The following is a 25,783-nucleotide window of genomic DNA, read 5'->3' as shown; positions in this document are numbered from 1 at the left end:
AAAATTTTGGTTTAGGATCAACTAACCTCAATGGCCGCCTTTCAATGCGGTCATGGCGGCTTCGTGGTCTTCAGGATAATTGATGTTTTGGAATTCGGCAGTATCCGGAGCTTCCAGCAACTCGATGCTGGAGTTGATCAGAACTTTCCTTGGGCAACTGTAGCCCTGACTTAAAAACCGGAACAAAACCGGATAAGCCCTGGGTTCCCAAAGCGTTACCAATGGTTCCGGAAATTCTCCCTTGGGATCCAAAAATGCAGTGGCCAGTTTGGAGGGATTCCTGTGCTTTAGCAAATAATGAATGGTCTTTTCTGATAAGAATGGCAAATCACAGGCAACTGTCAGCCAGGCTTTGTCAGGATCTTTCATAAATGCCGACAGCAAGCCCCCAAAAGGGCCCAAATTCAGAATAGTGTCCACAATCAGGGGGTAGGAATTTTGCAATTCGGGAGCTTGCTCGGGGTTACAGGAGAGGTATACATCCTCACAATGCGGGCTCAATAAGTCGATCATGTAATCCTTTTGACTTTTGCCATGGTAAGCCAGGTTGTATTTGTCCTTGCCCATTCTGGTACTCTTCCCTCCAACCAGGACTAGTCCATTTACCTTAGGCTTGCTTTTATTGATGAATTCCCTTATAAATTCTTTTAATTTATCAGTCTCATGAAATCCCAAAACAGGTATTTCCTGCCAGTAGGGTAAATGCTCCTGAATTACCCGGGGAATTTCTGTTGCCCCATCTTTCATCAGGATAAGACTGACCTGGGTCAATTTGGATAGTTTTTTATCCATGGCTTTTTTGGGGTCGATGATCAGCACCTGCTGTCTGGCCCTGAAATGATTGGCATTGATCAATACCAAATCCTGCCTGTTTAGCCATTCTCTTTGCTCAAAAACAGAAATATCAGGTAGCCGCATATCCAACCTCTGGAAAACAATTTTATCTCTCATTTCCATGGTACCCGGATACTGGATCAAACTGTCAGGATCTCCAGCTCCTGCCATTAACTGGTCCCCTTCCTTGTGATCAGCATCCACATAGGCAAGACCAAATGAAGGGGATAAATTCTTGATGATATCCCTTGCCAATTCCTGAATAAACTTACAGGAAGTTCCTAAAAAGCCCAATTCCAACCTACCATAGTCCCCATATTGTGGCTTGGTAAGTTTGGCATGCTTCTGATGTTTATCTTTTGAAATCACGTTTACCTCCTTTTTTTTCTTCCAGCTTTATCTCCTTTATGGTGATGTCGTGAGAAAATCCCTTACACATGTCATAAATGGTAAGGGCGGCGACAGAAACACCTGTCATGGCCTCCATTTCTACACCTGTCTTTCCAAAAACCCTTACACTACATTGCACCTGTACCTCTGTTTCATTGAGCACATCAATGGTAACCTTGCAATCATCAAGTCCAATAGGGTGGCAGAGGGGAATTAGGCTGGCCGTCTGTTTTGCTCCCATGGTTCCCGCAATAATGGCGGTTTGAAAAACAGGACCTTTTTTGGTCATCAGCTCAGCGGTTGTTGTCAACTCCCTGATGATTTCTTTCCCCAAAACCACCCGGCAGGAAGCACTGGCAGTCCTTTGGCTGGGCTGCTTTTCACCCACATCCACCATATTCGGGTTTCCGGTTTTTTTATCTAAATGCGAAAAGTTTTTTTCTGACATCTTCAATCCTTTTAGCTATTTGGAAACTGATGAATACCTTAAATCCTTGTGCACCTCCCTGACAAAGGCAATGGCATCCTCTATTACTTTATCAGTGGTGGATTTGCCCAGAGAAAACCTTAAAGTAGCCATTGCTGTGTCTGCATCCAAACCCATAGCGGATAATACATGAGAAGGTTTGTCTGTGATACTGCTGCAAGCAGCTCCTGAACTTACGGCCAGAAACTTGTTTATCCTGATCAGGAATGCCTTCCCAGGTATACCTTTAAAGGAAATGTTGCTGACATGGGGTAACCTGCTATCCGTTGATCCATTGATCTGGGAGCCCTCGATTTCAAGCAGGCCTGCTTCCAATTTATCCCTCAGAGCGGACAGGCGATTTGCATCCTCCTGAAATTCGTTCAGTGCCAGGTCTGCTGCTTTGCCCAGCCCCACGATACCCGGGACATTAAGGGTGCCGCTCCTTCTGCCGGTCTCCTGCCCGCCTCCGGTAATTTGAGCTTCCAGCGGGATATGTGGTTTGGACTTCCTCAGGTACAAGGCCCCCACTCCTTTGGGACCATACATTTTATGCGCAGAAAGCGACATCAGGTCCATACCTGATTCTCCGACATCCACTGGAATTTTACCTACTGCCTGTACCCCATCTGTGAAAAAGAGCACCCCATGCTCACGGGCAAGGGCAGCTAATTCCCGGACAGGATGGATGAGGCCTGTTTCATTGTTGGCGTACATCGCAGCCAGCAAGATGGTATTATTGCGAAAGGTCCTTTTTACAAGCTCCAGGGATACTGTCCCGTCAGCATTTACCGGTAAATAGCTTACTTCAAAACCTTGCTGCGACAAGGCCTTCATGGTGTCCAATACAGCACTATGTTCTGTTTCCAGGGTAATCAGGTGATTCCCTTTCTCTTTTTGAGCAAATGCTACTCCCCTAATGGCCAGGTTATTGGCTTCTGTTGCCCCACTGGTAAAAACTATCTCTTTGGATTGGGCTCCAATCAATTCGGCGACCTGCTCCCTGGCAGTTTCCACAGCCTCTTCTGCTATCCATCCATAAGGATGGTGACTGCTTGAGGCATTGCCAAAATGCGTCCTGAAGTAGGGCAGCATTTCATCCAACACCGAGGAATGGCAGGGTGTGGTGGCATTGTGATCCAAATAGATGGGGTAAGCTTTCATTTACAAATTATTGGCTCATTAGTTCTGCATGGATTCAGCCATCTGAACAGCCTGGTAGGCATTCACCAGCCCACCCGTACCGCTGAGCTCATCAAAACGTATGGTTTTTTCCTGTCCCGGAAGATTTACTTCTTCTACTTCCGGCCGGTAAACAGAACTTTTTAAAATGGTCCGTACTTCTTTGGCTTTTAAATCCGGATAATAGGCCAGCAATAAGGCAGCTACTCCAGACACTGTAGGAGCGGCCATACTGGTACCGCTGTTGGATTTGTATTCGGAACCGGGAACTGTGGAATAGATATCCACACCTGGTGCAAATAAATCTACCCTTTCTTTACTGAAATTTGAAAAATCAGCTGCCAGGTTTTCGCCATCAATAGAGGAAGAAGCACCCACTTCCAACCAGGAATTGGACTCACCCCTTCTCTCGTACCATCGGTTCGGGAAATTATTATTCGGATTGATTTCCTTGGAACTGTTTCCTGCAGCATGGATCAGCAACACCCCTTTTCTGGCGGCATATTTGACAGCTTTATCTACTTGCTTTTTTCCAGGAGAATAGGATTTTCCAAAACTCATATTGATCACATGTGCCCCATTGTCTACAGCGTACCGGATGGCATTGGCAATGTCTTTATCTCTTTCGTCTCCATTAGGCACTGCTCGAATGGGCATGATCAATACATGCTCTGCGATCCCATCAACCCCCAGGTCATTGCCCCTATTGGCCGCGATAATTCCTGCCACATGCGTCCCATGAGACGGGTCAGGACCAGTTGGGTCATTGTTTCCATAGTATTTTTCCTTGTAATTTTCAGGATCATCACCAACAATATCTCTTGGATTAAAATCGGTGTTGTAGGCATACTTGGCCTGCACTTCAAAATGTTCTACCGCATCTCCGAGCATTCCCAGAATTTCGTTGATTCCGGGATCCTGCATGTTCACCATCGAAAATAACTGCGTCATCATGTCGACGGCATTTTGCACTTTCTCATCTTCGGCCTCAAAATCATTCAGGTCCTCTTTTTTGAAATTATCCCTGTCAAATTCATCCTTAAGCAGTTCAGCCATACCGGAAAACCCCTCCATCATATTGGAATACATGTTGTAATTCGTTTGGGCCTCCTTCTTACTTTCCTCAAAATTGGCTTTCACCCGTTCCCAGTAAGCAAACTCTTCCCTGTTTCTTCTTTTCACATCCTCCTGCTCCATATCCTCATATTTGGCCTTTAACCTGACAAACTCCCGGGTCAACTCATGGGAATCGGCATCCACATGGCTGCCATCAGGACCACCTATAAAATTCCATCCATGCACATCATCCACATAACCGTTCCCGTCATCGTCAATTCCATTTCCTGGGATTTCACCTTCATTTACCCATATCTTTCCCTCCAGGTCCTCATGATCCAGTTCAATGCCTGAATCTATCACCGCTACAACTACCGTCTGTTTGGGCGTTTTATTTTTTAAAATCAGGTCATATGCTTTCTCTGTACCTGTACCCATAAATCCATCTTCCATTGGATCAAGTAAAAACCAATTGTCCGGTGTTTTAATACTATCAATACCAGCAACAAAACCAAAAGAAGTGAAGGCAGGGAAAAGGAAGATGCCCATGATAAGGGCAGACAAGCAATTCTTAAGTTTTATTTTCATAAATTTTGTACAATCAACGGTTGAAAATTTTAATAATAACAATGAAGTTTAATTTCATAACGCATGAAAGATATTAAAGATCTGAATCGCATCAAATTTCAAAAACTTTTTCGGTAAGAATACGCTTTATGCGGTTTCCGATAGTTGTTTTAAAACCTCCATCCTGCACTGAACCCGATATTTTCAGCCACATGTCCATGGACTTTCATATCTGCTCCCATACGAAATCCACTGTTAAACTGATAAGATAAAGTGTAGCGTTGATAAAATAGCTTGTCTTCCTGATACTTCTCCGGCTTTTTCAGGTAATAGACCATGCGTTGACTAAAATCGATCTTACCAAAAGTCAGGTGGTGGGAAATAAACGGTGCCAACAGCAGGCCTGATTCAGGCTCGGCAATATGCAGAGATTGATCCCAGGTACTTTCCAGTCCTATTCCAAGATTATTGATGCGGGAAATGGCATAAATCAGATCCGCAGCAATACCCATGGAAGGAAGCCTTCCCGATCCCTCTGGGTTATCCCTGAATGTACCAAAACCTTCCAAAATTAACGCATGCCGGGATTCAAAAGGAGGTTTTTCAAATTCAGGAAAATCATTATCTATAAACCAATAGCTTAAACCCAGACTGACGGCAGGGAAATTCATTCCCCTGTTGGGCTGCCGCTGTCCGCCATTCGATATGTGGTTATAGTTTATACCAAAATTTACAGACCAATTATCACTCACCTGGTAATTTATCTTGGGATTAATCGCTAGTAAAAAACTTAAGGGACTGCTAAAGAAGGTATTTTGCGGATTGTTGTTCACATCATAGACACGGGTAAGGTAGGTTGTACCTATGGCTCCTTTCAAACTAACTTGCCAATCCTTCCGTCTCCATAATATGGGTTCAAAAAATAGGCTCAGGAAATAAGCATCTCCCAAAACAGCGGGATTATTAAAACTGGTATAGCCAATACTGCCTCCCCAGTAGTAAAAACAATTGCAATTCTCCCAGGCAGATTGATTTAAAGGCAGGTATTCAGCAGTCCATTGTATTCCATAGGGATGGCTTTGAGAAATGGGGATCAATTCCGGAGAATGGGGGATGATCCAGCCACTTTGCCCTTCCAAACCAATCCGGGAAACCCCCTGCGAAAGGGATTCCTGACCCGAAATCAGCCAAATCAGGCTGGTCAGCATAAGAAATAGATACTTTGACATCAATTTATCTCACTGAATTCCTGCGATTTTGTTTCAAAAAAATAAAAAATCACCGGGATGTATTGGAAAATATACCAATCTAAGCTTATTTTGCATCATCCTTTTACTTTTTTGGTACAAAGGATTTATATAGAAGAGGCAAGAGACAGGCTCGGTGACCCTCTGGCAACCTGGAAAATCCAAGGTGCCAATTCCTGCCGGATGAAAACAGTTTCATTTGGAAATATAAATTCTATAAAATGAGTACAATTTTCAATTTCTTTAAGGACAGGTTTTCCAGAAATTTCCAATCTAATTTTCATAACCATGCAATTATCCTCGTGAGGGCTTGTTGCCTCGGTTTTTAGCTCAGGCTAAAAACCATTCAAAACATACTTTTATTGTTATATTATCGATAAATAAACCTAAAACACAACAATCATGTCAAAAGATTATCGTTTCGAAACATTACAGATTCATGCCGGCCAGGAGGCCGATCCCACGACCAACTCCAGGGCAGTTCCTATTTATCAGACCACTTCCTACGTGTTCAACTCTGCTGAGCACGGTGCCAATCTCTTCGCATTAAAAGAGTTTGGAAACATCTATACCCGGATCATGAACCCTACCACAGATGTTTTTGAAAAAAGAGTGGCGGCATTGGAAGGTGGAGTGGCGGCATTGGCCACGGCATCCGGGCAAGCAGCCCAATTTTTAGCATTAAACAATTTTCTGACGGTGGGTGACAATTTCGTTACCTCTCCCTTTCTATATGGAGGTACCTACAATCAATTCAAGGTTTCCTTCAAACGAATTGGTATAGAAGCCCGCTTTGCCAAATCCGATAAAGCTGCTGATCTGGAAGCCAAAATTGATGGCACCACCAAAGCCATTTATGTAGAAACCATTGGCAATCCAGAGTTTAATGTTCCCGATTTTGAAGCCGTTGCTGCTTTGGCCAACAAATATGACATTCCTTTGGTAGTGGACAACACCTTTGGAGCTGGTGGTTATCTTTGCCAGCCCATCAAGCATGGTGCCCATATTGTCACCTCTTCTGCTACCAAATGGATAGGCGGACATGGTACATCTATAGGAGGTATCATTGTAGATGGTGGAAATTACAACTGGGGAAATGGGAAATTCCCGCAGTTTTCGGAACCTTCAGAAGGATATCATGGGCTTAATTTTTGGGAGACTTTCGGATATGACAATCCTCTGGGCATGCCCAATGTGGCCTTTGCCATACGTGCAAGAGTGGAAGGCCTGAGGGATTTTGGACCAGCCCTGAGCCCTTTTAACTCATTTCTGCTATTACAGGGCCTGGAGACCCTATCATTGAGGGTTCAACGTACAGTAGACAATGCCCTGGCCCTGGCTCAATGGCTGGAGAAACATCCCAAAGTTGCAAAAGTAAATTACCCGGGTTTGCCTTCCAGTGCTTACCACAATGAAGCAAAAAAGTACCTTCCCAATGGATATGGAGGTGTTTTGAGTTTTGAATTGAAAGGTGAAAAAGAAACGGCGTCCGCCTTTATCAACAACCTGGAATTGATTTCTCACCTGGCCAACGTAGGAGATGCCAAGACTCTGATCATTCAGCCGGCAGCTACCACCCACCAGCAACTTTCAGATGAAGCACAATTGGCTGCTGGTGTAACGCCTACGATGTTGAGAATTTCATGTGGCATAGAACATGTTGAAGATCTGAAAGCAGACCTAAGTACTGCCTTTGATAAAATATAGTTGTGAAAAATGAATCTCCAATCGCCGCATTTGACCATTGAAATGACCCAAGAGATTTTCTATTGCAAGGAAGCCCTACACCTTGAATCCGGAGAAATATTGCCGGAATTTCAATTGAGCTTTACTACCCAGGGACAACTTAACGAGAAGAAAGATAATGTTATCTGGGTCTTGCACGCACTAACAGGAGATGCTAACCCCCAGGAATGGTGGGCCGGACTGGTCGGTGAAGATAAATTCTACGATCCGTCCAGGCATTTTATTATTTGTGCGAATTTTCTTGGGTCTTGCTATGGATCCACCCAACCCTTAAGTCTTAACCCCTCGACTGGGAAAGGTTATTATTACGATTTCCCCAACATTACCACCCGGGATATCGCTGCTTCCATGGAAAAATTGAGGCTTCATCTGGGCTTGGAAAAAATTGACTCGGTGATTGGAGGTTCTTTAGGGGGGCAAGTCGCCCTGGAATGGGCCTATACCCTTCAGGACCGGTTAAATAATGCTATTATCATTGCTTCCAATGCCAAGGCATCCCCTTGGATCATTGGGTTTAATGAAACCCAAAGGATGGCCATCGAATCGGACCAGACCTGGGGTAGCCGGGATCCTACAGCAGGAAAAAAAGGTCTGGAAACTGCCAGGGCCATTGGCATGCTCAGCTACCGGCATCCCCAAACATTTATTCAAAACCAAAGTGAAACGGAGGAGAAGAGAGATAACTTCAAAATCAGCAGTTATCTGCGGTATCAAGGCATGAAACTGGCCAATAGGTTTAATGCATTGTCTTACTGGACGCTATCTAAAGCCATGGATAGTCATGACCTGGGTCGATCCCGGGGAGGTACCGCCGCCGCACTTGCCAAGATCCAATGCAGGGTATTGTCCATCGGGATTGATACCGATCTTTTGTTTACCTGTACCGAGTCCAGGTTTGTCAGTAATCATGTTCCTAAAGGTACCTACAGGGAAATCAGGTCCCTGTACGGGCATGATGCCTTTCTGATAGAATATGAGCAACTGAACTACATCTTGAAATCTTTTTATTTGGAAAATAACCATTCCATTAGTACCTGATAATATGATCCCTTATACCGGCATTAAAGAAAACTGCTTGTATATTTCCGACCTGGAAAAAGCGGTCAGTTTTTACCATGAGTTATTGGAAATGCCCATAATATCTAAAGTAGATGGGAGGCATGTGTTTTTCAGATGCGGGGCAAGTGTATTGCTTTGTTTTTTGCCTGAAGTCACCAAAGAAGAGACCACTTTACCAGCCCATTTTGCCTATGGGAAGCAGCACCTGGCATTTGAGGTGGAAGGAAAGGATTACCAGGGAACAAAGGATCGGCTGATCAGCAAAGGCATAGCCATTACCCATACCCAAGATTGGGGAAATCATCAAAACAGCATATACTTTGAAGACCCTTTCGGTCATGTTTTGGAAATCGTACCAAAAGGTATTTGGGAATAAGGCTTCACCTGATACTCATTTTATTTCGTTATTTCTTACCAACTTGTTGCTGTTTTATTATTCTTTTAGAATATTGCATATCATAAATCTTTTAACCTCAAATGATCTTCAAAACCCTATTGACCCTAAGTCTGGTTTGTACTGGTATTTTATCTGGCCACACCCAAAACATGGAATTTCTAAAAAACAAAGTGATCGCCCACAGAGGTGCCTGGAAAGCTACTCCCCATCCTCAAAATTCACTGGCATCTTTACAGGAGGCCATAGATCTTGGGTGTGAAGGTGCAGAATTTGATGTATGGATGACAGCCGATGGGGTCCTGGTAGCCAATCACGATGCTGATCATGAAGGAATGTTGATAGAAGAAGTTAGCTATGCCCAATTGTTGGAAAAACCCCTCTCAAACGGAGAGAAAATCCCTACCGCCGAAGCATATATCAAACATGGCATGACCCAACACCAAACCAGGTTGATTTTTGAAATCAAACCGTCCGGAGTATCCAAGGCCAGGGGACAGGAACTTGCCCGGAAATCAGTAGAACTGGTAAGGGAACTGGGAGCGGAAAAATGGATTGATTACATCACTTTTGACTATGACATCGGACTGAAAGTTCTGGAAATGGACCCAAATGCCAATGTGGCTTACCTGACCGGAGACAGGCCTCCTGCCGATTTGAAAAAAGATGGTTTTTTTGGTTTTGACTATAACATCAATAAACTGAAAGAAAACCCCCATTGGATAAAAGAAGCGCAATCTTTGGGCCTTACTGTAAATTCCTGGACAGTAAATAAGGAGGAAGACATGCGCTGGTTGCTGGAGCAAGAGGTAGATTTTATCACAACCGATGAACCGGAAAAATTATTTTCATTGATCAGGCAATGACTCTTACTGCCATTTTCAGCTGAGTTCCCAGTAACTTGCAAATAGCCCTATAAACGTAAATGAAAATCTCGTCAGCTTCGTCTTCCTGACAATCATGAAATGAAACGGACGTTTGCAGCTGGTTTTCACCTGACCACCGTCCTTGGGATGGCGGCGGGTAAGCGGCTTAACATTTCATTATTAAGCAACTGGGTGACGTTGGTAAAACTGGAAACGTTAATCACATTATTGTTTTGTCTTCCAATCAAAACCACCTCATCCCCTACTTTTACTTCAGGAATATGGGTGATGTCTACCATAAATAAGTTCATATTTATCAGTCCCACTATAGGAGCTTTTTTACCTTTGATCAGCACCTGTCCTCTATTGGACAAGGCCCTGGGATACCCATTGGAATAACCCAAAGGTAAGACGGCCACCGACATGGGATGTGTAGCCTGAAAAGCGGTTCCATAGCCGATAAACTCCCCTTGCTTGACTTCCCTGATATCCATTACATCCGTTTTCCAGGTAAATATACGTTTCAATGAAGTATCAGACTTTTTATTGGTCTCGTGCAGATGTGCAAAATATACATCGGGGCTTGGCCAGAAACCATACTGAGCCACACCTATCCTTACCAAATCATAGACTGTATCTTTCATGGCCAGGGCGGCTGCAGAACAAGCAATATGCCTTAACTCCGGCAGTATATTTTTTTCTTTACAGATTTTAAGGGCCGCCTTATAGCGCTTGTGCTGCATGTCAATTTTGAATTGGTTGGCCACACTTTCTGCTCCTCCAAAATGGGTGCAGAGCCCTTCAAAATAAATCCATTCCTTGTTTTTTTTCAAAAAATTCAGTGCCTTGGGAAACTCCTTGTCATGCATCCCTGTCCGGTTGGCTCCCGTTTCGATTTCTACATGTACCCTGGCAGGTTTTCCTACTTTTTTAGCTGCTTCAAGTGCTACCGGTAACCTGTCATAATTGTAGACAAAAAAACCAATATCATTCTCTATGGCCCAGGGTATATCCTCTTGATAGATGATTCCCATGATGACAATGTGACTGTCTTTTTTACATACCCTATGCACTTGTTCTGCTTCAAAGGAAGAAGCCACACAGAAATGATTGATGCCACATTTTTCGGCCATAGGCACGAAAGATTCTATGCCGTGACCATAGGCATTGGCTTTGACAACAGAAGAGAGGATAGGCTTTTCGCCTATCTTCTTCCTGATAAAATTAATATTGCTTTTATAAGCCGATTGTTTTAATTCAATTCTTGATGAATGTTTTACCATTTTCTTTTGGTTTCTAACCAGGTATATGCTTTACCCCAACTTTCTTTCGCTAACTTAGTCACTTTTTCAACTTCCCAGGCAGGCACATTGTTCATTATTCCAGCAGCTTCCAGGTTATTATAATGAAAAGCATAAGTCCTTGCGGCAAACTGATGAAAGGGAAGTGAAGACTCTCCGTGAATCTCTCCTTTTCCATAAACAGAAGGTTTGATATCCTGTCCCCAATCTTGTCTGCCCTCATTGTTTGGATTAAGAAAATAAGCCCTCAAATCTCCATTATTGTCTTTATCTATCCTGAGCAAGGATATTGCATGGAATCCCAGCATTTCTCCTTTTGCCGTAGTAACGAAGATACCGACCGGGTTTGGATATACCATCCGGTGACCACCATTGTATTTGGGATGGAACATGGAATAAAACACCCTCACAAAGCCATCAAAATCGATGATGGCATTAAAAGTGTAATCGTAGGCAGAGGCGAAACCTATCTGTATCCATTGGCCATACAAAGCAGGGTTTACCCATTTATGGGGATCCTCTCCCCTTCCCGATGCACGAAGCATCATGTCATTGTAGATCCTGTCCAGCATGGGGACCAAAGTAACAGAGACGGCATCCAAATGGTGGTCCAGCACCTGTACCAATCCCGGCTGGGTTTGGGAATATTTTACTTCCTGTCCTTCAAACCTGAAGGATATGTCATCATATTCCGCTGCTGTCTGCACCATGTGAATCAATTTGGCCGGAGCATGCTGACTCCACATACTGATACCTCGGGCACTCTGGCAGGTAGGGTTATTGCCCTGTCCGACACCCAGGGGTTGACCCAAAATTCTGAAAAGTGCACCTATCAGGTATTGTTTAGGCGTTACTTTCTCATGAGGTGTCCTGGTGGATTTTAAAATTCTTTTGATAACCTCCGGATGTATGGTGATCTTGGTAAGGTTGAATAAACCCGATCGCACAGCCTCTCTGGCCAAAACACCATTTTCAAGCATTTTAGCAAGGCCATAAAGACATTGTGCATTGAATGGATCTATGACCTGAACAATCAAAAAACTTACAAAGTCCCTGAATTCGTGGTACCTGGCCTCACCTGCTGCACTTAATGCAAAACAAGGAGGTACCAATTCATAAAGCTCCTTTCTGACCAGGTGAAGCAACAAAACGGCATGGTATTGACTTACCAATCCAAACTGCAACATCACTTCACCCATTTCACGAGCTTCCTTTTCCAACTCCTCGATGGTCAATTTATCTAAATCCTGACGGTATTCCTGAAAAGTTTTATCCGTAGTTCTATCCGTTGGTCGGTAGATGCTCCTTTGAAACGCCAACAAATCTAAATCCTCCGGATCATTGGGATCCAGCTCAATTTTTTCTTTCACCAAAGCGATGATTCTCCTTTGCTTTTCCGTCACAACAGGGCGCTGTTCGCAAATTAGCCTCAATTCCTCAGCAAGCTTTGATTTAACTTTCGAAAGCTTGACACTATTGGACAAAAAGCTAAAAAGCGAATGAACTTTTTTCAATTCATGCCCACTCATTACGATTCTTGTTTCCTCCTGAGGCTCGTTAAATACAAACTCCAAATTGTATACGATTACCTCCTGGATAAAATTTTCTGCTTCTGCAGCACTTACTTCCGCAGATTTGATCTTACCTTTTGCGATGGCCAGCATTCTCAATTCACTGATTAATTCAATGGTAGAATTGGGATGCCCACTTTTATAAGTGCCATTTACCAAAGCAGGAACCAACTTGCCAGGATGCTCCCAGGGAGAATCCTTTAAAATCCCGGCTTCCACCAACTTGGGAATGTTTTCGTAAATCCTGGAAATTCCTTCCTCACTATCACACCAGGTATCCAGTTGGCCCATTATCTTCTGGGCTTTTTGGTTACTGGTCAGCGCTGTAGCTTCTTTGTATTCTTTGAATAACTCATCAAAAAGCTCCTGGCTTCTCTCTAATATCTCCTGATCTTGCATGAATGGTCTAACACTTAAATTTATATAATTGTAATAATAAAAGAAAAAAATATTGGCAGCTATACCTGCCAATACTTTTTTCTACCTGCTCTCATTTAATGACGGAAATTTTCACTTTAAAGTCAAAAATGGTTGGTGAAATTTTCCTTCCTAATGGTAAAAGTCAACGTTTTCGTAATGGAGTAATAGTTCTGTCATCCGATCCGGGTCTTCCCCCTTAAAATTAACCGTACCGAAGTGATTGCCAAATCCCTCCCTGTCGCTGATCTTCTGGGTAGTCATAGGAGGTATCAGGTTGTGATCCAGAAAATAAGGCTCTTCTTTTAATTCCTCGGGAATGATCAGTTTGGATATTTGGTTTTTATGTGGATAGATCATCACATTGCCATAAAACTGATTGGGCCTGGCATCCAGTGGAGGTAGTATTTCAGCTAATTCATCCTCTGTCAAATCCGGATCATGGCAAAGCACAAAAGCAGCCAATGCGTCAAAGCCATAAGCTTTACTGCATAACTCCAAAATATGCCCCCCAGGGATCCTGCAGGCTGTCTCTCCAAAACTAATTTCGTCATTTTCGGTCAGGAACCACTCTGGGTGAATCATTCCGTATTGGATACCAAAAATGTCGACCAGCTTCTGCATTTCCTTCATGATTTTATCCCTTTTAGTATGCAGATAATGACCTTCTGGGATGAAGTTACTGTAACCAAGCTTGACATACTCCGTAATATTCAAAAACCTGATTTTTCCTCCATGAATAAAGGCCTCGCAGGAGAATTCCTTTCCAGGAAGGTGGCTTTCTGCCAGGCAGGGAAAATCTTCCTCTACACATTTATCCATCACATCCTGTTTGGACCTCAACAATCTGTGGCCCACCGTTCCAGCGGATGCAAAAGGTTTGATATGAACCCAACTGTCCTCTTCACCATCTACCTGAAGATTGGCTTGATTCAGTCTATCCATGAATTTAATAACCCCATCTTTGCTATGTACTTCTTCAAAAAGCCCTACACGAAGTCCGCCAATCAAGGCTTTCCGCTTCATCATGGCCTTATTTCTAAATAGAAAGGCCCTGTTGAGCACCCTGGGATCATCCCTGTATAAAGAGTTCAACGCTCCTGCCCATTCCACTGTCTCCTCAAACAGAGGAACTGCTACATCGGCACCAAACTCATCCAATTTGATCTTGAGGTCCAGGGAATTGGAAGAATCGCTCCATTCATTGAATTGGTAGGATACAAATGGTATATTGTTTTCTTTGGCATAGCCTTCAAAATCCGGATAGGATACCACAACATAAGGTTTGTTGAGTTTTTGCATACTTTCTATCACGGGCAAACTCCAACCCATTAGTGCGAAACATTTTGCCATTTTTCTGTTATTTTTTGATTCGGTTTCTTCTTACAACAAAAAACAGGCTAAAGTCAATTATATGTAATAAATAAAAAAAACTTCCTATTTTATTGAATTCTTATCTTAATATAATTAAAAACAGCCAAAGCATTTGGCAAAATTGACTGATTGGAAAGGTGAATTCCTAACCGAACCAAAGTACCCGAACCGCTCAATTTCCTTCGTGTATTTTTTTCCACAAAATTATATGCACCCTATATTTGTATTTTTCGTTAAAAAAATAAATATTTGTAGGGTTTACAATGAAAAAAGAAGCGCACATAGCCTATAATCCCTACCTCGCCCACAATAATCTTTTTGGGTATCCAATATTGTTTTCAAAAAAAACCCTTAGGGTTGTCTTCAGGGCCTAGTCCCTGTGTAACTTTTATAGTACCTTACGTAGGTACCAGTATTTCGACAGTATTTCATCAATCATTCAAACCATCTTTCTCAGGGCTTATCACTAATTTGTTGATTGAACCAACAACTATAAGCCTAAATCAATGATACAATGGCCAATCAAAAATTTATCATTAAACCCGCCGGCGAAGAACATTGCCATTATGCTGAAACGATTACTGAAGAAATGGAACGTTCAGCGCAGGCAAGGGGTACGGGAATAGCCAAACGGTCACCTGAGTATATCAAAACCAAAATGAAAGAAGGAAAGGCGGTTATCGCCCTTTCTTCTTCCGGTCAATGGGCCGGCTTCTGCTACATTGAGGCCTGGGGGCATGGAAAATTTGTGGCCAACTCAGGTTTAATTGTATCACCGGAATTCAGAAAACATGGCCTGGCCAGAGAAATAAAAAGGGAAGTATTCAGATTAAGCCGCAAAAAATACCCCGATGCTAAAATTTTTGGCCTTACCACGGGTGCTGCAGTGATGAAGATCAATTCAGAACTTGGCTATTATCCTGTAAGCTACTCTGACCTAACCACAGATGACGATTTCTGGAAAGGTTGTCAAAGCTGTGTAAATTATCCCATTCTGATGAGTAAAAACCGATCCAATTGCCTTTGCACAGCCATGCTTTATGAGCCCAAAAGCGTAAAAAAAGCCGAACAAAAGAAACTTTCAGCAGAATTCAATAAGAATCTCAGCCTTTTTGAGCGTTTAATCAAGATCAAACGGGCCATGTTTCTTAATATTGCCAAAGGAAAAAGAAATGCCCTGGCAAAAGTTAAAGAAAAAGTAAACCAGTCATCTTAACCAATCACTGGTTTTTATCAACCATATAGTAAATCGGTAATCTATCACATGAAATCGACACGATTAAAATCATCATTAAACACACAGGGCAATGATTATTTTAATCGTCAAAGATTCCATCTGACCGCTTAAAGACAAATTATAAACAGATGAAAAAAGTAGTATTAGCATACAGCGGAGGTTTGGATACCACATTTTGTGCCATCCATTTAAGTAAGGAGAAAGGATATGAAGTCCACGCTGTTTTGGTCAACACCGGAGGGTTTGAGAAGGAAGAATTAAAAAATATCGGGGCGAGGGCCGAAAAGTTGGGGGTTGCTTCCTTTAAGGTTTTGGATGTTACTAAAACCTACTACAATGAAGTGATTAAGTTTTTGGTTTTTGGCAATGTATTGAAAAACCAAACCTATCCCCTTTCGGTAAGTGCTGAAAGGATTTTACAGGCAAAAGCCCTGGCCGAACATGCAAAAAGTATAGGTGCCAGCTGCCTGGCACATGGAAGTACAGGAGCTGGTAATGATCAAGTTCGGTTTGATATGATTTTTCAAACCATCCTTCCGGGCATAGAGATTATTACGCCAATCAGGGACCTTAAACTCAGCAGGGAGGAAGAAATTAACTTCCTGAAGAAGCATGGAGTGAGCATGAATTTTGAAAAAGCAGCCTATTCAATCAATAAGGGTATTTGGGGAACTTCTGTGGGAGGCAGGGAAACCCTTACTTCGGACCAGGCTTTGCCAGAAGAAGCTTACCCCACACAAGTTAGTAAGACGAAACCAGAGGTCATCAACATAGGGTTTGAAAAGGGAGAAATAACGCAGGTGAATGGACAGGTATTCAGCCATCCTGTGGAAGCCATTTTGAAGGTGCAGGAAATCGCTGCCCCTTTTGGAATAGGCAGGGACATACACGTAGGAGACACCATTATCGGTATAAAAGGAAGAGTAGGCTTTGAAGCGGCCGCACCCATGCTCATCATCAAAGCCCATCAGCTGCTGGAAAAACACATACTTACCAAATGGCAAAGTTACTGGAAAAACCAGATGGCAGAATTTTATGGCAATCACCTGCATGAAGGTCATTACCTGGATCCGGTCATGCGAAACCTGGAAGCATTCATGGCAAGTACCCAAAATTACGTCAGTGGAGAAGTTAAGGTTCAATTGCACCCCTACCGCTTCAGCATGATCGGGATCAAATCCGAACACGATCTCATGTCCTCCAAATTCGGTAGTTATGGAGAGATGAATAAAGGTTATACTGCTGAGGATGTCAAAGGATTTACCAAAATATTTGGCAACCAAACAGCGATTTTTCATCAAGTAAACCAAAGTCTGGAACATGAAGACCATTAAAACAGGAATCGTAGGAGCTGCCGGGTATACAGGTGGTGAATTGGTGCGGCTCCTGGTGCATCATCCCCAGGTAGACCTTGTCTGGATTCACAGTAACAGTCAAAATGGAAAAAAATTGGAGGACGTCCATCCCGACCTGATCGGTGACGCATCTTTGGTTTTTACGGATCAAATAGACAGTGCAAACCTGGACCTGGTATTTCTTTGCCTGCCCCATGGACAAGCAAAACCATTTCTGCAAAAGCATTCCTTTGCCGAAGAAACGGTGATCATTGACCTGAGTACCGACTTCAGGGATGAGTCAAATGGGTTTATTTACGGTCTGCCGGAAACCAATAAGCAGCTGATACAGCAAGCAGTAAAAATAGCCAACCCCGGATGCTTTGCCACCTGTATACAGCTGGCATTGGCACCTTCCGTACAGCAAGGCTGGGTAAGCAATGCGCTGCATGTTTCGGGTATTACAGGCAGTACCGGAGCAGGAAAAAGCCTAAGTCCAACCACCCATTTCAGTCATAGAAACCAAAACGTTTCGGTTTATAAATTATTTACGCACCAGCACTTGAAAGAAATCAATCAGACCTTTGGTAAATTGCATAGCGGTTTTGATCAGCAGGTGCTGTTTGTACCCTATAGGGGCAATTTTACAAGAGGAATCTGGATTACTGCCTATTTTCCTTTTGATGGCTCGCTGGAAGAGGCTTATCAGGGATATCAGGATTTTTATCGGTATGCTGCCTTTACCTATGTCAGCAAAAATGATATCGACCTCAAGCAGGTAGTCAATACAAACAAATGTTTGGTCCACCTTAAAAAAGAAGCAGGTCAGCTGGTGGTCTATACCGCAATCGATAACTTATTGAAGGGAGCTTCAGGGCAGGCTGTACAAAACATGAACCTTGCATTTGGACTGGATGAAAAAATGGGTTTGCGATTAAAAAGTACTGTCTTTTAATGATTTATTTATCTCTTGTCTCAATCGGTACGGTGTCAATCCTACCCTGAATCATAAGTACAAGCAATGCAATTATTTGATGTCTATCCATTAATGAATGTGACGCCCGAAAGGGCCAAAGGTGTCTATATTTGGGACCAGGAAGGCAGGCGATACCTGGACTTGTATGGCGGTCATGCTGTGATTTCCATAGGACATAGTCACCCCCACTTTGTCGCCCGGATCAATGAGCAACTGGAAAAAATGGCTTTCTATTCCAATGCTGTTAAAATCCCGATACAAAATGCCCTTGCCGAAAAATTGGGTCAAGTATCCGGGTTACCGGACTACCAGCTTTTTTTGTGTAATTCAGGTGCTGAAGCCAATGAGAATGCCCTTAAACTGGCCTCTTTTGCAACGGGAAAGCCAGGTGTAATTGCATTTAAGGGAGCTTTTCATGGCAGGACTTCCGGAGCCGTTGCCATTACGGACAATCCCAAAATTATCGCCCCTTTTAATACCGGCCACCAGGTATATTTTGGAGAATTTGAGGATTTGGAGGGCGTTGAAAAAATTTTGAAAACCAAAGCTATTGCCGCCATCATCATTGAACCCATCCAAGGCGTAAACGGAATACAGGTAGCCTCACCGGAGTTTTTAACAGGGTTAGCCGTATTGGCCAGACAACATGGTGCCAAATTTATTTTAGATGAGGTGCAAGCAGGATACGGCAGAACAGGCAGGTTCTTTGCTCACCAGTGGACGGATGGCCTTGAGCCGGATCTGATCACTACCGCTAAGGGAATGGGGAACGGTTTCCCCATAGGTGGCGTATTGATTCGTCCGGATATTCAAGCCCACTATGGGATGTTGGGAACAACTTTTGGGGGGAATCAACTGGCTTGTGCGGCAGGATTGGCAGTATTGGAAATCATTGAGTCAGAAAAGCTGATGGAAAATGCTGCCCTTCAGGGTGCCTTTTTAATGGAAGCTTTAAACCATACCATTCCCGAGATCACCCAGGTAAGGGGAAAAGGGTTAATGATTGGACTTGATTTGAAGCACGACGCTGCAGGTTACCGCACGGAGTTAATCAATAAGCACCGCATTTTTACAGGAAGCGCAGCAGGTAAGCATACCATCCGGTTGCTTCCCCCCCTTGGTATTCAGCAAAAAGATTTACAATCATTTATCAATAGTCTGGAAATAACCATCAACCAGCGAGAGACCATTCAATAAAAATGAAGAGATTTACCCAATTTGAAAACAACACCATAGCAGAATCATTGATCGAAAAAGCCCTGAACTTTAAGGTCAATCCCCTAAAAAATAAAGAAAAAGGGCAAGGCAAGCGCCTTGGATTGATTTTTTTAAACCCAAGTTTGCGCACCCGGGTAAGCACCCAGCTGGCAGCCTCTAACCTTGGGGTGGAAAGTTTTGTATTGAATATGGACAAGGAGACCTGGGCCCTTGAAATGCAGGATGGTGTACTGATGAATAAAAACAAGGTAGAACACATCAAGGATGCAGCGGCGGTTTTGGGAGGATATTTTGACATGTTGGCCATCCGGGCCTTTCCTTCTCTGACTAACAAACAGGAAGATACTGAAGACTTCATTATCAACCAGTTTATCAAATATGCAGGGATTCCTGTGATCAGTCTGGAAAGTGCCATTAGGCATCCTTTACAAAGTCTGGCAGATATGGTTACTATCAGGGAAAGCTTTCAGGAAAAAAGAAAGCCTAAAGTGGTTTTGACCTGGGCTCCCCACATCAAGTCTATCCCCCATGCAGTGGCCAATTCATTTTCCGAATGGGCCTTGGGTTGTGGGCATGAACTCACCATTACACACCCTGTCGGCTATGAATTGGATGAACAATTTACCAAAGGAGCAACGATAGAATACGATCAGCAAAAGGCCCTGCATGATGCTGATTTTGTGTATGTCAAAAACTGGAGTGCCTTTAACCCCTACGGAAAAATCCTAAAAGTAGACGAAAACTGGTTATTAAAAGAAAGCAAACTTGGCAATAACCAAAAGGCGAAAATAATGCATTGCCTTCCGGTAAGAAGAAACCTGGAACTCAGTGATGAAATGTTGGATGGAAAACGAAGTCTGGTCCAAACCCAGGCAAAAAACAGGATTTTTGCAGCACAAGCTGTCATAGACAGTATGATTTAAAACCGCTTGAACCAATGGACATTAGTGTAATCAAAATAGGAGGTAATGTCATAGATCATCCTGATAAATCCATCCATTTTCTTAAACTATTCGCCAAGTTTCCCGGAACCAAAATACTCGTTCACGGTGGAGGCGTGATGGCGAGCAGAATAGGTAAATCTCTGGGTATAGAACCCAAAATGCACCAGGGTAGAAGGATCACGGACAAGGAAACCCTTGATGTGGTGACCATGGTTTATGCCGGCCTGATCAATAAAAACCTGGTAGCCAGTTTACAAGCTTATGGTCAGAATGCCATCGGCCTCACAGGGGCGGATGGCAATGCCATCAAATCCGTCAAAAGGCCTGCAAAGGAAGTGGATTTTGGCTTTGTTGGAGATGTAGAAAGCGTCAATACAGGGCTATTGGAATCCCTGTTGAAACAAAATATTGCCCCTGTTTTTTGCGCCATCACGCATGATAGAAAGGGCCAATTGCTCAATACGAATGCGGATACCATCGCCTCTGAAATTGCCACTGCTCTGGCAAAAATGCATCGGGTAAAACTCTATTTTTGTTTTGACAAGACTGGAGTACTCATGGATGCAGACAATGAATCCTCGCTTATTCCCTTGATCAACGAAGACATTTATAAGGAATTGATAAAGGATAAAATCATACATTCGGGGATGATTCCCAAATTAGAAAATGCCTTTAATGCCATCAACAAAGGGGTAAACCATGTTTGGATGGGTTTGCCGGAAAACTTACTTTTGGCATCAAGAGGAAAAAATGCGGGCACCATCATTGAGTCCCTTAAGTACGACTTGTATTAATTGATCCATCCGCTTTAAAGCCCCTACTGTCTTGGAAAACCTGGAACATTTAAAAAAAGAAGCAATACAATTACTGAAAGACCTGATCCGGACACCATCATTGAGTAAATCCGAAGATAAGACGGCGGATATAATTCAGGCTTATTTTAAACAAAAGGCAATATTCACCCATCGGAAAGGAAATAATATCTGGGCCTATCACAAGGAATTTGACCCTAACTTACCTGTAATCATGCTTAATTCTCATCATGATACAGTAAAACCCAATCAGGGTTATACCTTGGACCCCTTTCAGCCCATAGAAGCAAATGGTAAATTGTTTGGCTTGGGATCCAATGATGCCGGGGGCTGTCTGGTAAGTTTGCTGGCTACCTTTCTTAATTTCTGTGGGAAAGACTTGCCTGTCAACCTCCTATTTCTGGCGTCTGCAGAGGAGGAAATCAGCGGTAAGGGGGGCATGGAATCCATGATTCCTGAATTACCCGAACTGGCCTGTGCCATCGTGGGGGAGCCTACGCAAATGAAAATGGCTGTGGCGGAAAAAGGCCTGATGGTGATAGATGCTCTGGTAAAGGGCAAAGCAGGTCATGCTGCCAGAGAAGAAGGCATCAATGCCATTTATGAGGCATTGGATGATTTAATCGCCATTAGGGACTTCCAATTTAAAAAGTCCTCTCCTTTTCTTGGGCCAAACAAGGTAACCGCTACCATTATTCAGGCAGGAAGCCAGCACAATGTAGTACCGGACTTATGCAGCTATACCCTGGATGTCCGGGTAACGGATGCCTATAAGCTGGAAGAGGCACTGGAAGAATTACAGCAAAATTTGAAAGCTGAACTCAAGCCCCGTTCGCTGCGGCTGAATTCTTCCCATATACCTGAAAACCACCCCCTGGTTCAGGCAGCAAAAAGCCTGCAAATGGAAACTTTTGGTAGCCCAACCTTATCTGATCAGGCCCTGATCCCTTACCCTTCCGTAAAAATCGGTCCGGGAGACTCTGCCCGATCACACAGTCCCGATGAATTTATATATGTGGAAGAAATAAACCTGGGCATATCCAGGTACATCCGCCTGCTGGAAACCTATTTTTCTCTATTAAAACAACCGATAAAATGAAACTTTGGCAAAAAGACAAAACCAGTAAAAAAGAAGTTGAAACTTTTACCATTGGCCGCGATCCGGAGTTTGACCTACTGTTGGCTCCCTTTGATTTAAGCGGTTCCATGGCTCATGCCAGTATGTTGGCATCCATTAGACTTTTGACAGCGGATGAACTACAGGTGCTTAAAAAGGGCCTGAAAGAAATCCGGGAGGAAGTACAGAATGGAAAATTTGCCATTGCACCGGGTGTGGAAGATGTACACTCACAGGTAGAGTTTTTACTTACCGAGCGTTATGGAGATGTGGGTAAGAAACTTCACAGCGGAAGGTCCAGAAATGATCAGGTTTTGGTGGACCTCAAACTTTACTACAGGCAGGCCATTCGTGAAACCGTTGCAGAAATCGATGAACTATTTAATTTGTTACTTAAGCTGGCGGAAAAACACAAGGATGATCTGATGCCGGGCTATACCCACACCCAATTGGCCATGCCCTCATCTTTTGGGCTTTGGTTTGGCTCCCTGGCAGAGGGCTTGGCTGAGGACATGTTACTCTGGCAATCTGCCTATGCCTTGGTCAACCGAAATCCCTTGGGATCTGCTGCGGGATATGGTTCCTCCTTTCCATTAGACAGGAAAATGACCACAACCTTGTTGGGTTTTGCCGACATGCACCACAATGTGATCAACGCACAGAATAGCAGGGGAAAAGCTGAAAAATTCTTGTCCTTTGCCCTGGCTGGTACTGCAGGCACCTTGAATCGCCTGGCCACAGATGCCATCATGTACATGAACCAGCATTTTGGCTTCATCCACTTTCCGGACGAACTGACCACAGGTTCAAGCATCATGCCCCACAAAAAAAATCCGGATGTTTTTGAATTGATCCGTGCTAAAACCAATCAGATTCAAGGTTATCCACAAAGCATCATGATGCTTTTGACCAATCTGAGCACAGGTTACCACAGGGACCTGCAGCTGCTAAAAGAAACCATTTTTCCAGCATTTGAGCAGTTGAATGACAGCCTGAAAATCGCACAATTGATGTTGGAAAACATAAGCGTCAGAAAAAACCTGCTGGATGATGATTTTTATGCCTATTTGTTCAGCGTTGAAGAAGTGAACCGACTTGTGCTGGAAGGGCTGCCTTTCCGGGACGCCTATAAAAAAGTAGGGATGGACATTGAGAAAAACAACTTTACTCCGGGCACCCAAGTAAGGCATACCCATGAAGGGAGTATAGGAAACCTTTGCCTGGAGGAAATCAAACAAAAGATGCAGGCATCAGGCATTGACTTCTCAAAAGCCCTTCAGGCAGAAAAGGAATTATGGGCCTGATCAAAAGGCCTAGATGGAATCCTGAATCAGATAAACCATGACGGAGGCAACAATATATCCCCCCAAAAAAGATATAAAATAGGGCCATGTCAAATCATATTGTTTGTAGATGGCTTTCTTTGCGGAATGGGTGAACTGATTCAATTTTTTAAGCTGCCGCACCGGAAACATTGAAAGAAAAAGTAGTCCGTAACTGATGGTAAATATGATTAGGGCTACAAATGTTTGCATAGCTATTTTTGGTTGTCACAAATATAAATTGCCTGCGGAAGAACACCAAAATTCATCTGATAAATCCCACCGAAGAATGAAGATTTTCTACAATAAAACCTCTGCTTGTAATCAGGGAATTAATGTTTTAAATTAAATATGTTGAAAAAATCAAATCTCCTGTGTCGCTTTTTGAATTTATACTTCATTTTGGCATAGGTATAATCCGGGATAATCCGGAATGACTGAATGATTACAAAAAGCATCAAGACAGAAGATCCAATAAATATTACATCAAAACTGTATCCCGCATCTACTACTACTCCGTAAACGGCAGGACCTACGGCAGAGCTAAGCACCATGATAGATGCAAAGATACTTCTTACCTTACCAATAAAAGTGGCACCAAACAATTCTACCTGCAAGGCAGACATGATGGCATTTCCAAAACCAGCAGAGGCTCCCATCATAATCATGTATGGAAAAATAACCAGCTGATCACCGAACAGCCAAATAAATAAGATGGCAAAAAGAAATGGAATCAAATAAAAGGGGAAAAATTTCCTTGCCGTATATTTATCGATCAAGGGCCCGGCAAATAAAATAGCCATAGATCCGGCTATGGCATAAAAAGTAAGCCCAACAGCCATCCATTCCAGCGTCCAGCCTTTAAATTCAGCAATGGCAAACTGATAGAAAAAAAGCCCGGTGACCGTAAAAGAAAGCACAAACAGATTGGGAGCCAATAACCAAAACGTTCCTGATTTCAATATTTCCCACTGTGAAATTTCTTTTTTGGGCTTGTCCATTCCTGTAAGAGGACCTTCTTCATGTACTACGAGGTTTTTTTCATCAATAAAAAAATAAAGGTAAATGGGAACCACCAACACCACTATTGCCGCATTAACCAACAAAGACTGCCTCCAACCAAAAAGATTGATCAGAGCAACTACTAAAATGGGCAATATGGCCTGACCAAAAGGGTGCCCCAAAGACGCTAAACTAATGGCCTTTCCCCTACCTTTGGAAAAATACTTTGACATGCTGGTAATGGCGATATGGCTGAAAAGTCCCTGACCAGCTATTCTCAAACCAAAAAAAGCTACCGGGAGCAGGTACCAATAGGTATTAAAGCTCATCAATATCAGGGCCATTAAAAAAATCAGGGTAGACAACAGGGTATACCTTTTCAGACTGATCTTATCTATATACTTACCAATCTGAGGCAACAGCAATGCACTTGCAATGGTAGCTACCATATAATATACACTAATCTGTGCATTTTGAAGCGTAAATTCTTCAATCAGGTAAGGAACGTACAAGGCAAGTAAATAAGTTTGCCCATACCCTGATAAACAGGTCATCAATAACCCAAATGCCAGAAGCCTTCTGTTTTCTATTACAAAATTCCAATAATTCATTGCATCTGTGATTTGTACAGCTTTCTAAAGCGGTCATTTGGGTATTTGCAAATATAATTTGTGAAATTACCAAAAAATAAATTTGTAAAAAACCATTATTACTAAATATAAAAGATAATTCCAGTCCTATTCATTTAAAGCGTCTTAAGCCTCAAATCCATACACTCTGTACCACCTGTAATTCCCCTTCACTACCTGGAAAGAATTCGGGTTTTAATATTTCTGGCATAAAGACCTGCTTTTTTAATGGAAGAATCGGTTTTTTTTCTTTATTTAGGCTTTTGTAAAAGAAAACCAATCATATCATGACTACCGGATTCCAACACCTCCATTCCTTTCTGGCATACATCGTACTGGCAGGAATTACATTCAGTTTTATTATAGCTCTTTTCGGGGCACTGAGCGGCAAAGAATTTGGTGAAAAAGATCGGAAATTCGGATTGATTGGAATGATACTGGCTCACATTCAGCTGCTGGTCGGTATTGTCCTTTATTTTTTGAGTCCATTGGGTTTTTCAAACTTAAGCGGAGAAGCCATGGGAGATAGCCTGAGCAGGTTATATGCACTTGAGCATCCCTTGATCAATATCCTGGCAGTTGCCCTGATTACCATTGGCTATAGTAGAGCTAAAAAACTTACCGAAAGTAGGAGCCGTTTCAGAAGCATTTACATGTTCTATGGTATTGCTTTCATCCTTATCCTAAGTAGAATCCCCTGGAATGCCTGGTTAAATTAAAAA

General features: G+C 42.9%; 22 protein-coding genes and 1 riboswitch. Of the genes, 13 read left to right on the top strand and 9 right to left on the bottom strand.

Translation table 11 applies throughout. The annotated features are described in order from the left end of the window. Positions 1-27: 27 nt before the first annotated feature. The 5 genes from GL182_RS24240 to GL182_RS08975 all read right to left on the bottom strand — a co-directional run bounded on the left by GL182_RS24240 (position 28) and on the right by GL182_RS08975 (position 5,724). Positions 28-1,203: an NTP transferase domain-containing protein gene (locus GL182_RS24240; protein ID WP_240469749.1), complete on the bottom strand. Its 1,176-nt coding sequence runs from the start codon at positions 1,201-1,203 to the stop codon at positions 28-30. Further along, on the bottom strand, positions 1,187-1,672 hold the full coding sequence (moaC, locus tag GL182_RS08990) for a cyclic pyranopterin monophosphate synthase MoaC (RefSeq protein ID WP_163379330.1): 486 nt from the start codon (positions 1,670-1,672) through the stop codon (positions 1,187-1,189). The genes GL182_RS24240 and moaC overlap by 17 nt, the downstream gene beginning before the upstream one ends. 15 nt (positions 1,673-1,687) lie before the next feature. Next, positions 1,688-2,854 carry a cysteine desulfurase family protein gene (locus tag GL182_RS08985; protein WP_163379329.1) on the bottom strand — a complete coding sequence of 389 codons (1,167 nt, stop codon included), beginning with the start codon at positions 2,852-2,854 and terminating at the stop codon, positions 1,688-1,690. Between the two features lie 18 nt (positions 2,855-2,872). Beyond that, a complete protein-coding gene (locus tag GL182_RS08980) occupies positions 2,873-4,516 on the bottom strand; it encodes a S8 family peptidase (RefSeq protein WP_163379328.1) in 1,644 nt (547 codons plus the stop codon). A gap of 149 nt (positions 4,517-4,665) precedes the next feature. Continuing rightward, positions 4,666-5,724 (bottom strand): acyloxyacyl hydrolase, encoded by a 1,059-nt coding sequence (locus GL182_RS08975; RefSeq protein WP_163379327.1) that lies wholly within the window; start codon positions 5,722-5,724, stop codon positions 4,666-4,668. 122 nt (positions 5,725-5,846) lie between these two features. After that, positions 5,847-5,956, top strand: a riboswitch (SAM riboswitch). A gap of 188 nt (positions 5,957-6,144) precedes the next feature. Here GL182_RS08975 and GL182_RS08970 point away from each other — a divergent pair. The 4 genes from GL182_RS08970 to GL182_RS08955 all read left to right on the top strand — a co-directional run bounded on the left by GL182_RS08970 (position 6,145) and on the right by GL182_RS08955 (position 9,807). After that, positions 6,145-7,449: an O-acetylhomoserine aminocarboxypropyltransferase/cysteine synthase family protein gene (locus GL182_RS08970; protein WP_163379326.1), complete on the top strand. Its 1,305-nt coding sequence runs from the start codon at positions 6,145-6,147 to the stop codon at positions 7,447-7,449. 9 nt (positions 7,450-7,458) lie between these two features. Then, complete coding sequence (gene metX, locus GL182_RS08965) at positions 7,459-8,526, top strand: homoserine O-acetyltransferase family protein (protein WP_163379325.1); 1,068 nt, start codon at positions 7,459-7,461, stop codon at positions 8,524-8,526. A 7-nt stretch (positions 8,527-8,533) separates the two neighbouring features. Beyond that, a complete protein-coding gene (locus tag GL182_RS08960) occupies positions 8,534-8,923 on the top strand; it encodes a VOC family protein (protein WP_163379685.1) in 390 nt (129 codons plus the stop codon). 101 nt (positions 8,924-9,024) lie between these two features. Continuing rightward, on the top strand, positions 9,025-9,807 hold the full coding sequence (locus tag GL182_RS08955) for a glycerophosphodiester phosphodiesterase (RefSeq protein WP_163379324.1): 783 nt from the start codon (positions 9,025-9,027) through the stop codon (positions 9,805-9,807). Between the two features lie 125 nt (positions 9,808-9,932). Here GL182_RS08955 and alr read toward each other — a convergent pair whose 3' ends face one another. The 3 genes from alr to GL182_RS08940 all read right to left on the bottom strand — a co-directional run bounded on the left by alr (position 9,933) and on the right by GL182_RS08940 (position 14,449). After that, positions 9,933-11,090, bottom strand: coding sequence for an alanine racemase (alr, locus tag GL182_RS08950; protein ID WP_163379323.1), 1,158 nt, complete (start codon positions 11,088-11,090; stop codon positions 9,933-9,935). After that, positions 11,084-13,078, bottom strand: coding sequence for a hypothetical protein (locus tag GL182_RS08945; protein ID WP_163379322.1), 1,995 nt, complete (start codon positions 13,076-13,078; stop codon positions 11,084-11,086). The genes alr and GL182_RS08945 overlap by 7 nt, the downstream gene beginning before the upstream one ends. A 150-nt stretch (positions 13,079-13,228) precedes the next feature. Next, positions 13,229-14,449: an acetyl-CoA carboxylase biotin carboxylase subunit family protein gene (locus tag GL182_RS08940; protein WP_163379321.1), complete on the bottom strand. Its 1,221-nt coding sequence runs from the start codon at positions 14,447-14,449 to the stop codon at positions 13,229-13,231. A gap of 535 nt (positions 14,450-14,984) precedes the next feature. Between GL182_RS08940 and GL182_RS08935 the strand changes: the two genes are divergently transcribed. The 8 genes from GL182_RS08935 to argH all read left to right on the top strand — a co-directional run bounded on the left by GL182_RS08935 (position 14,985) and on the right by argH (position 23,412). Further along, entirely contained in the window at positions 14,985-15,686 is a 702-nt protein-coding gene (locus GL182_RS08935; RefSeq protein WP_163379320.1) for a GNAT family N-acetyltransferase, read from the top strand. Between the two features lie 149 nt (positions 15,687-15,835). Further along, entirely contained in the window at positions 15,836-17,041 is a 1,206-nt protein-coding gene (argG, locus tag GL182_RS08930; RefSeq protein WP_163379319.1) for an argininosuccinate synthase, read from the top strand. Beyond that, positions 17,028-17,996: an N-acetyl-gamma-glutamyl-phosphate reductase gene (gene argC, locus GL182_RS08925; protein WP_163379318.1), complete on the top strand. Its 969-nt coding sequence runs from the start codon at positions 17,028-17,030 to the stop codon at positions 17,994-17,996. The genes argG and argC overlap by 14 nt, the downstream gene beginning before the upstream one ends. A 66-nt stretch (positions 17,997-18,062) precedes the next feature. Then, positions 18,063-19,214, top strand: coding sequence for an aspartate aminotransferase family protein (locus tag GL182_RS08920; protein WP_163379317.1), 1,152 nt, complete (start codon positions 18,063-18,065; stop codon positions 19,212-19,214). Positions 19,215-19,216: 2 nt separating this feature from the next. After that, the gene (locus tag GL182_RS08915) at positions 19,217-20,158 is read left to right on the top strand and encodes an acetylornithine carbamoyltransferase (protein WP_163379316.1); all 942 of its coding nucleotides are present in this window, start codon (positions 19,217-19,219) and stop codon (positions 20,156-20,158) included. Between the two features lie 14 nt (positions 20,159-20,172). Beyond that, on the top strand, positions 20,173-20,973 hold the full coding sequence (argB, locus tag GL182_RS08910; protein ID WP_163379315.1) for an acetylglutamate kinase: 801 nt from the start codon (positions 20,173-20,175) through the stop codon (positions 20,971-20,973). A gap of 31 nt (positions 20,974-21,004) precedes the next feature. Then, the gene (locus tag GL182_RS08905) at positions 21,005-22,090 is read left to right on the top strand and encodes a M20 family metallo-hydrolase (RefSeq protein ID WP_163379314.1); all 1,086 of its coding nucleotides are present in this window, start codon (positions 21,005-21,007) and stop codon (positions 22,088-22,090) included. Beyond that, positions 22,087-23,412: an argininosuccinate lyase gene (gene argH / locus GL182_RS08900; protein ID WP_163379313.1), complete on the top strand. Its 1,326-nt coding sequence runs from the start codon at positions 22,087-22,089 to the stop codon at positions 23,410-23,412. Before GL182_RS08905 ends, argH begins: the two co-directional genes overlap by 4 nt. Before the next feature lie 350 nt (positions 23,413-23,762). On the opposite strand, the gene GL182_RS08895 is transcribed toward argH, so the two are convergent. Further along, a complete protein-coding gene (locus GL182_RS08895) occupies positions 23,763-25,043 on the bottom strand; it encodes an MFS transporter (RefSeq protein ID WP_163379312.1) in 1,281 nt (426 codons plus the stop codon). Between the two features lie 305 nt (positions 25,044-25,348). On the opposite strand from GL182_RS08895, the gene GL182_RS08890 reads away from it, so the two are divergent. Further along, entirely contained in the window at positions 25,349-25,780 is a 432-nt protein-coding gene (locus tag GL182_RS08890) for a hypothetical protein (RefSeq protein ID WP_163379311.1), read from the top strand. Positions 25,781-25,783: the final 3 nt, after the last annotated feature.

Source organism: Cyclobacterium sp. SYSU L10401, assembly GCF_010993705.1.
In the GTDB taxonomy this organism is placed as follows: Bacteria; Bacteroidota; Bacteroidia; order Cytophagales; family Cyclobacteriaceae; genus Cyclobacterium.
The sequence above is the reverse complement of the archived record's forward strand: the minus strand, read 5'-3'. Positions and strand labels throughout refer to the sequence as shown.

Bases quoted from the DNA above. Each gene is read 5' to 3' on its own strand.
- moaC (WP_163379330.1), bottom strand. From the start codon at position 1,672: ATGTCAGAAAAAAACTTTTCGCATTTAGATAAAAAAACCGGAAACCCG.
- GL182_RS08985 (WP_163379329.1), bottom strand. From the start codon at position 2,854: ATGAAAGCTTACCCCATCTATTTGGATCACAATGCCACCACACCCTGC.
- GL182_RS08980 (WP_163379328.1), bottom strand. From the start codon at position 4,516: ATGAAAATAAAACTTAAGAATTGCTTGTCTGCCCTTATCATGGGCATC.
- GL182_RS08975 (WP_163379327.1), bottom strand. From the start codon at position 5,724: ATGTCAAAGTATCTATTTCTTATGCTGACCAGCCTGATTTGGCTGATT.
- GL182_RS08970 (WP_163379326.1), top strand. From the start codon at position 6,145: ATGTCAAAAGATTATCGTTTCGAAACATTACAGATTCATGCCGGCCAG.
- metX (WP_163379325.1), top strand. From the start codon at position 7,459: ATGAATCTCCAATCGCCGCATTTGACCATTGAAATGACCCAAGAGATT.
- GL182_RS08955 (WP_163379324.1), top strand. From the start codon at position 9,025: ATGATCTTCAAAACCCTATTGACCCTAAGTCTGGTTTGTACTGGTATT.
- alr (WP_163379323.1), bottom strand. From the start codon at position 11,090: ATGGTAAAACATTCATCAAGAATTGAATTAAAACAATCGGCTTATAAA.
- GL182_RS08945 (WP_163379322.1), bottom strand. From the start codon at position 13,078: ATGCAAGATCAGGAGATATTAGAGAGAAGCCAGGAGCTTTTTGATGAG.
- GL182_RS08940 (WP_163379321.1), bottom strand. From the start codon at position 14,449: ATGGCAAAATGTTTCGCACTAATGGGTTGGAGTTTGCCCGTGATAGAA.
- GL182_RS08935 (WP_163379320.1), top strand. From the start codon at position 14,985: ATGGCCAATCAAAAATTTATCATTAAACCCGCCGGCGAAGAACATTGC.
- argG (WP_163379319.1), top strand. From the start codon at position 15,836: ATGAAAAAAGTAGTATTAGCATACAGCGGAGGTTTGGATACCACATTT.
- argC (WP_163379318.1), top strand. From the start codon at position 17,028: ATGAAGACCATTAAAACAGGAATCGTAGGAGCTGCCGGGTATACAGGT.
- GL182_RS08920 (WP_163379317.1), top strand. From the start codon at position 18,063: ATGCAATTATTTGATGTCTATCCATTAATGAATGTGACGCCCGAAAGG.
- GL182_RS08915 (WP_163379316.1), top strand. From the start codon at position 19,217: ATGAAGAGATTTACCCAATTTGAAAACAACACCATAGCAGAATCATTG.
- argB (WP_163379315.1), top strand. From the start codon at position 20,173: ATGGACATTAGTGTAATCAAAATAGGAGGTAATGTCATAGATCATCCT.
- argH (WP_163379313.1), top strand. From the start codon at position 22,087: ATGAAACTTTGGCAAAAAGACAAAACCAGTAAAAAAGAAGTTGAAACT.
- GL182_RS08895 (WP_163379312.1), bottom strand. From the start codon at position 25,043: ATGAATTATTGGAATTTTGTAATAGAAAACAGAAGGCTTCTGGCATTT.
- GL182_RS08890 (WP_163379311.1), top strand. From the start codon at position 25,349: ATGACTACCGGATTCCAACACCTCCATTCCTTTCTGGCATACATCGTA.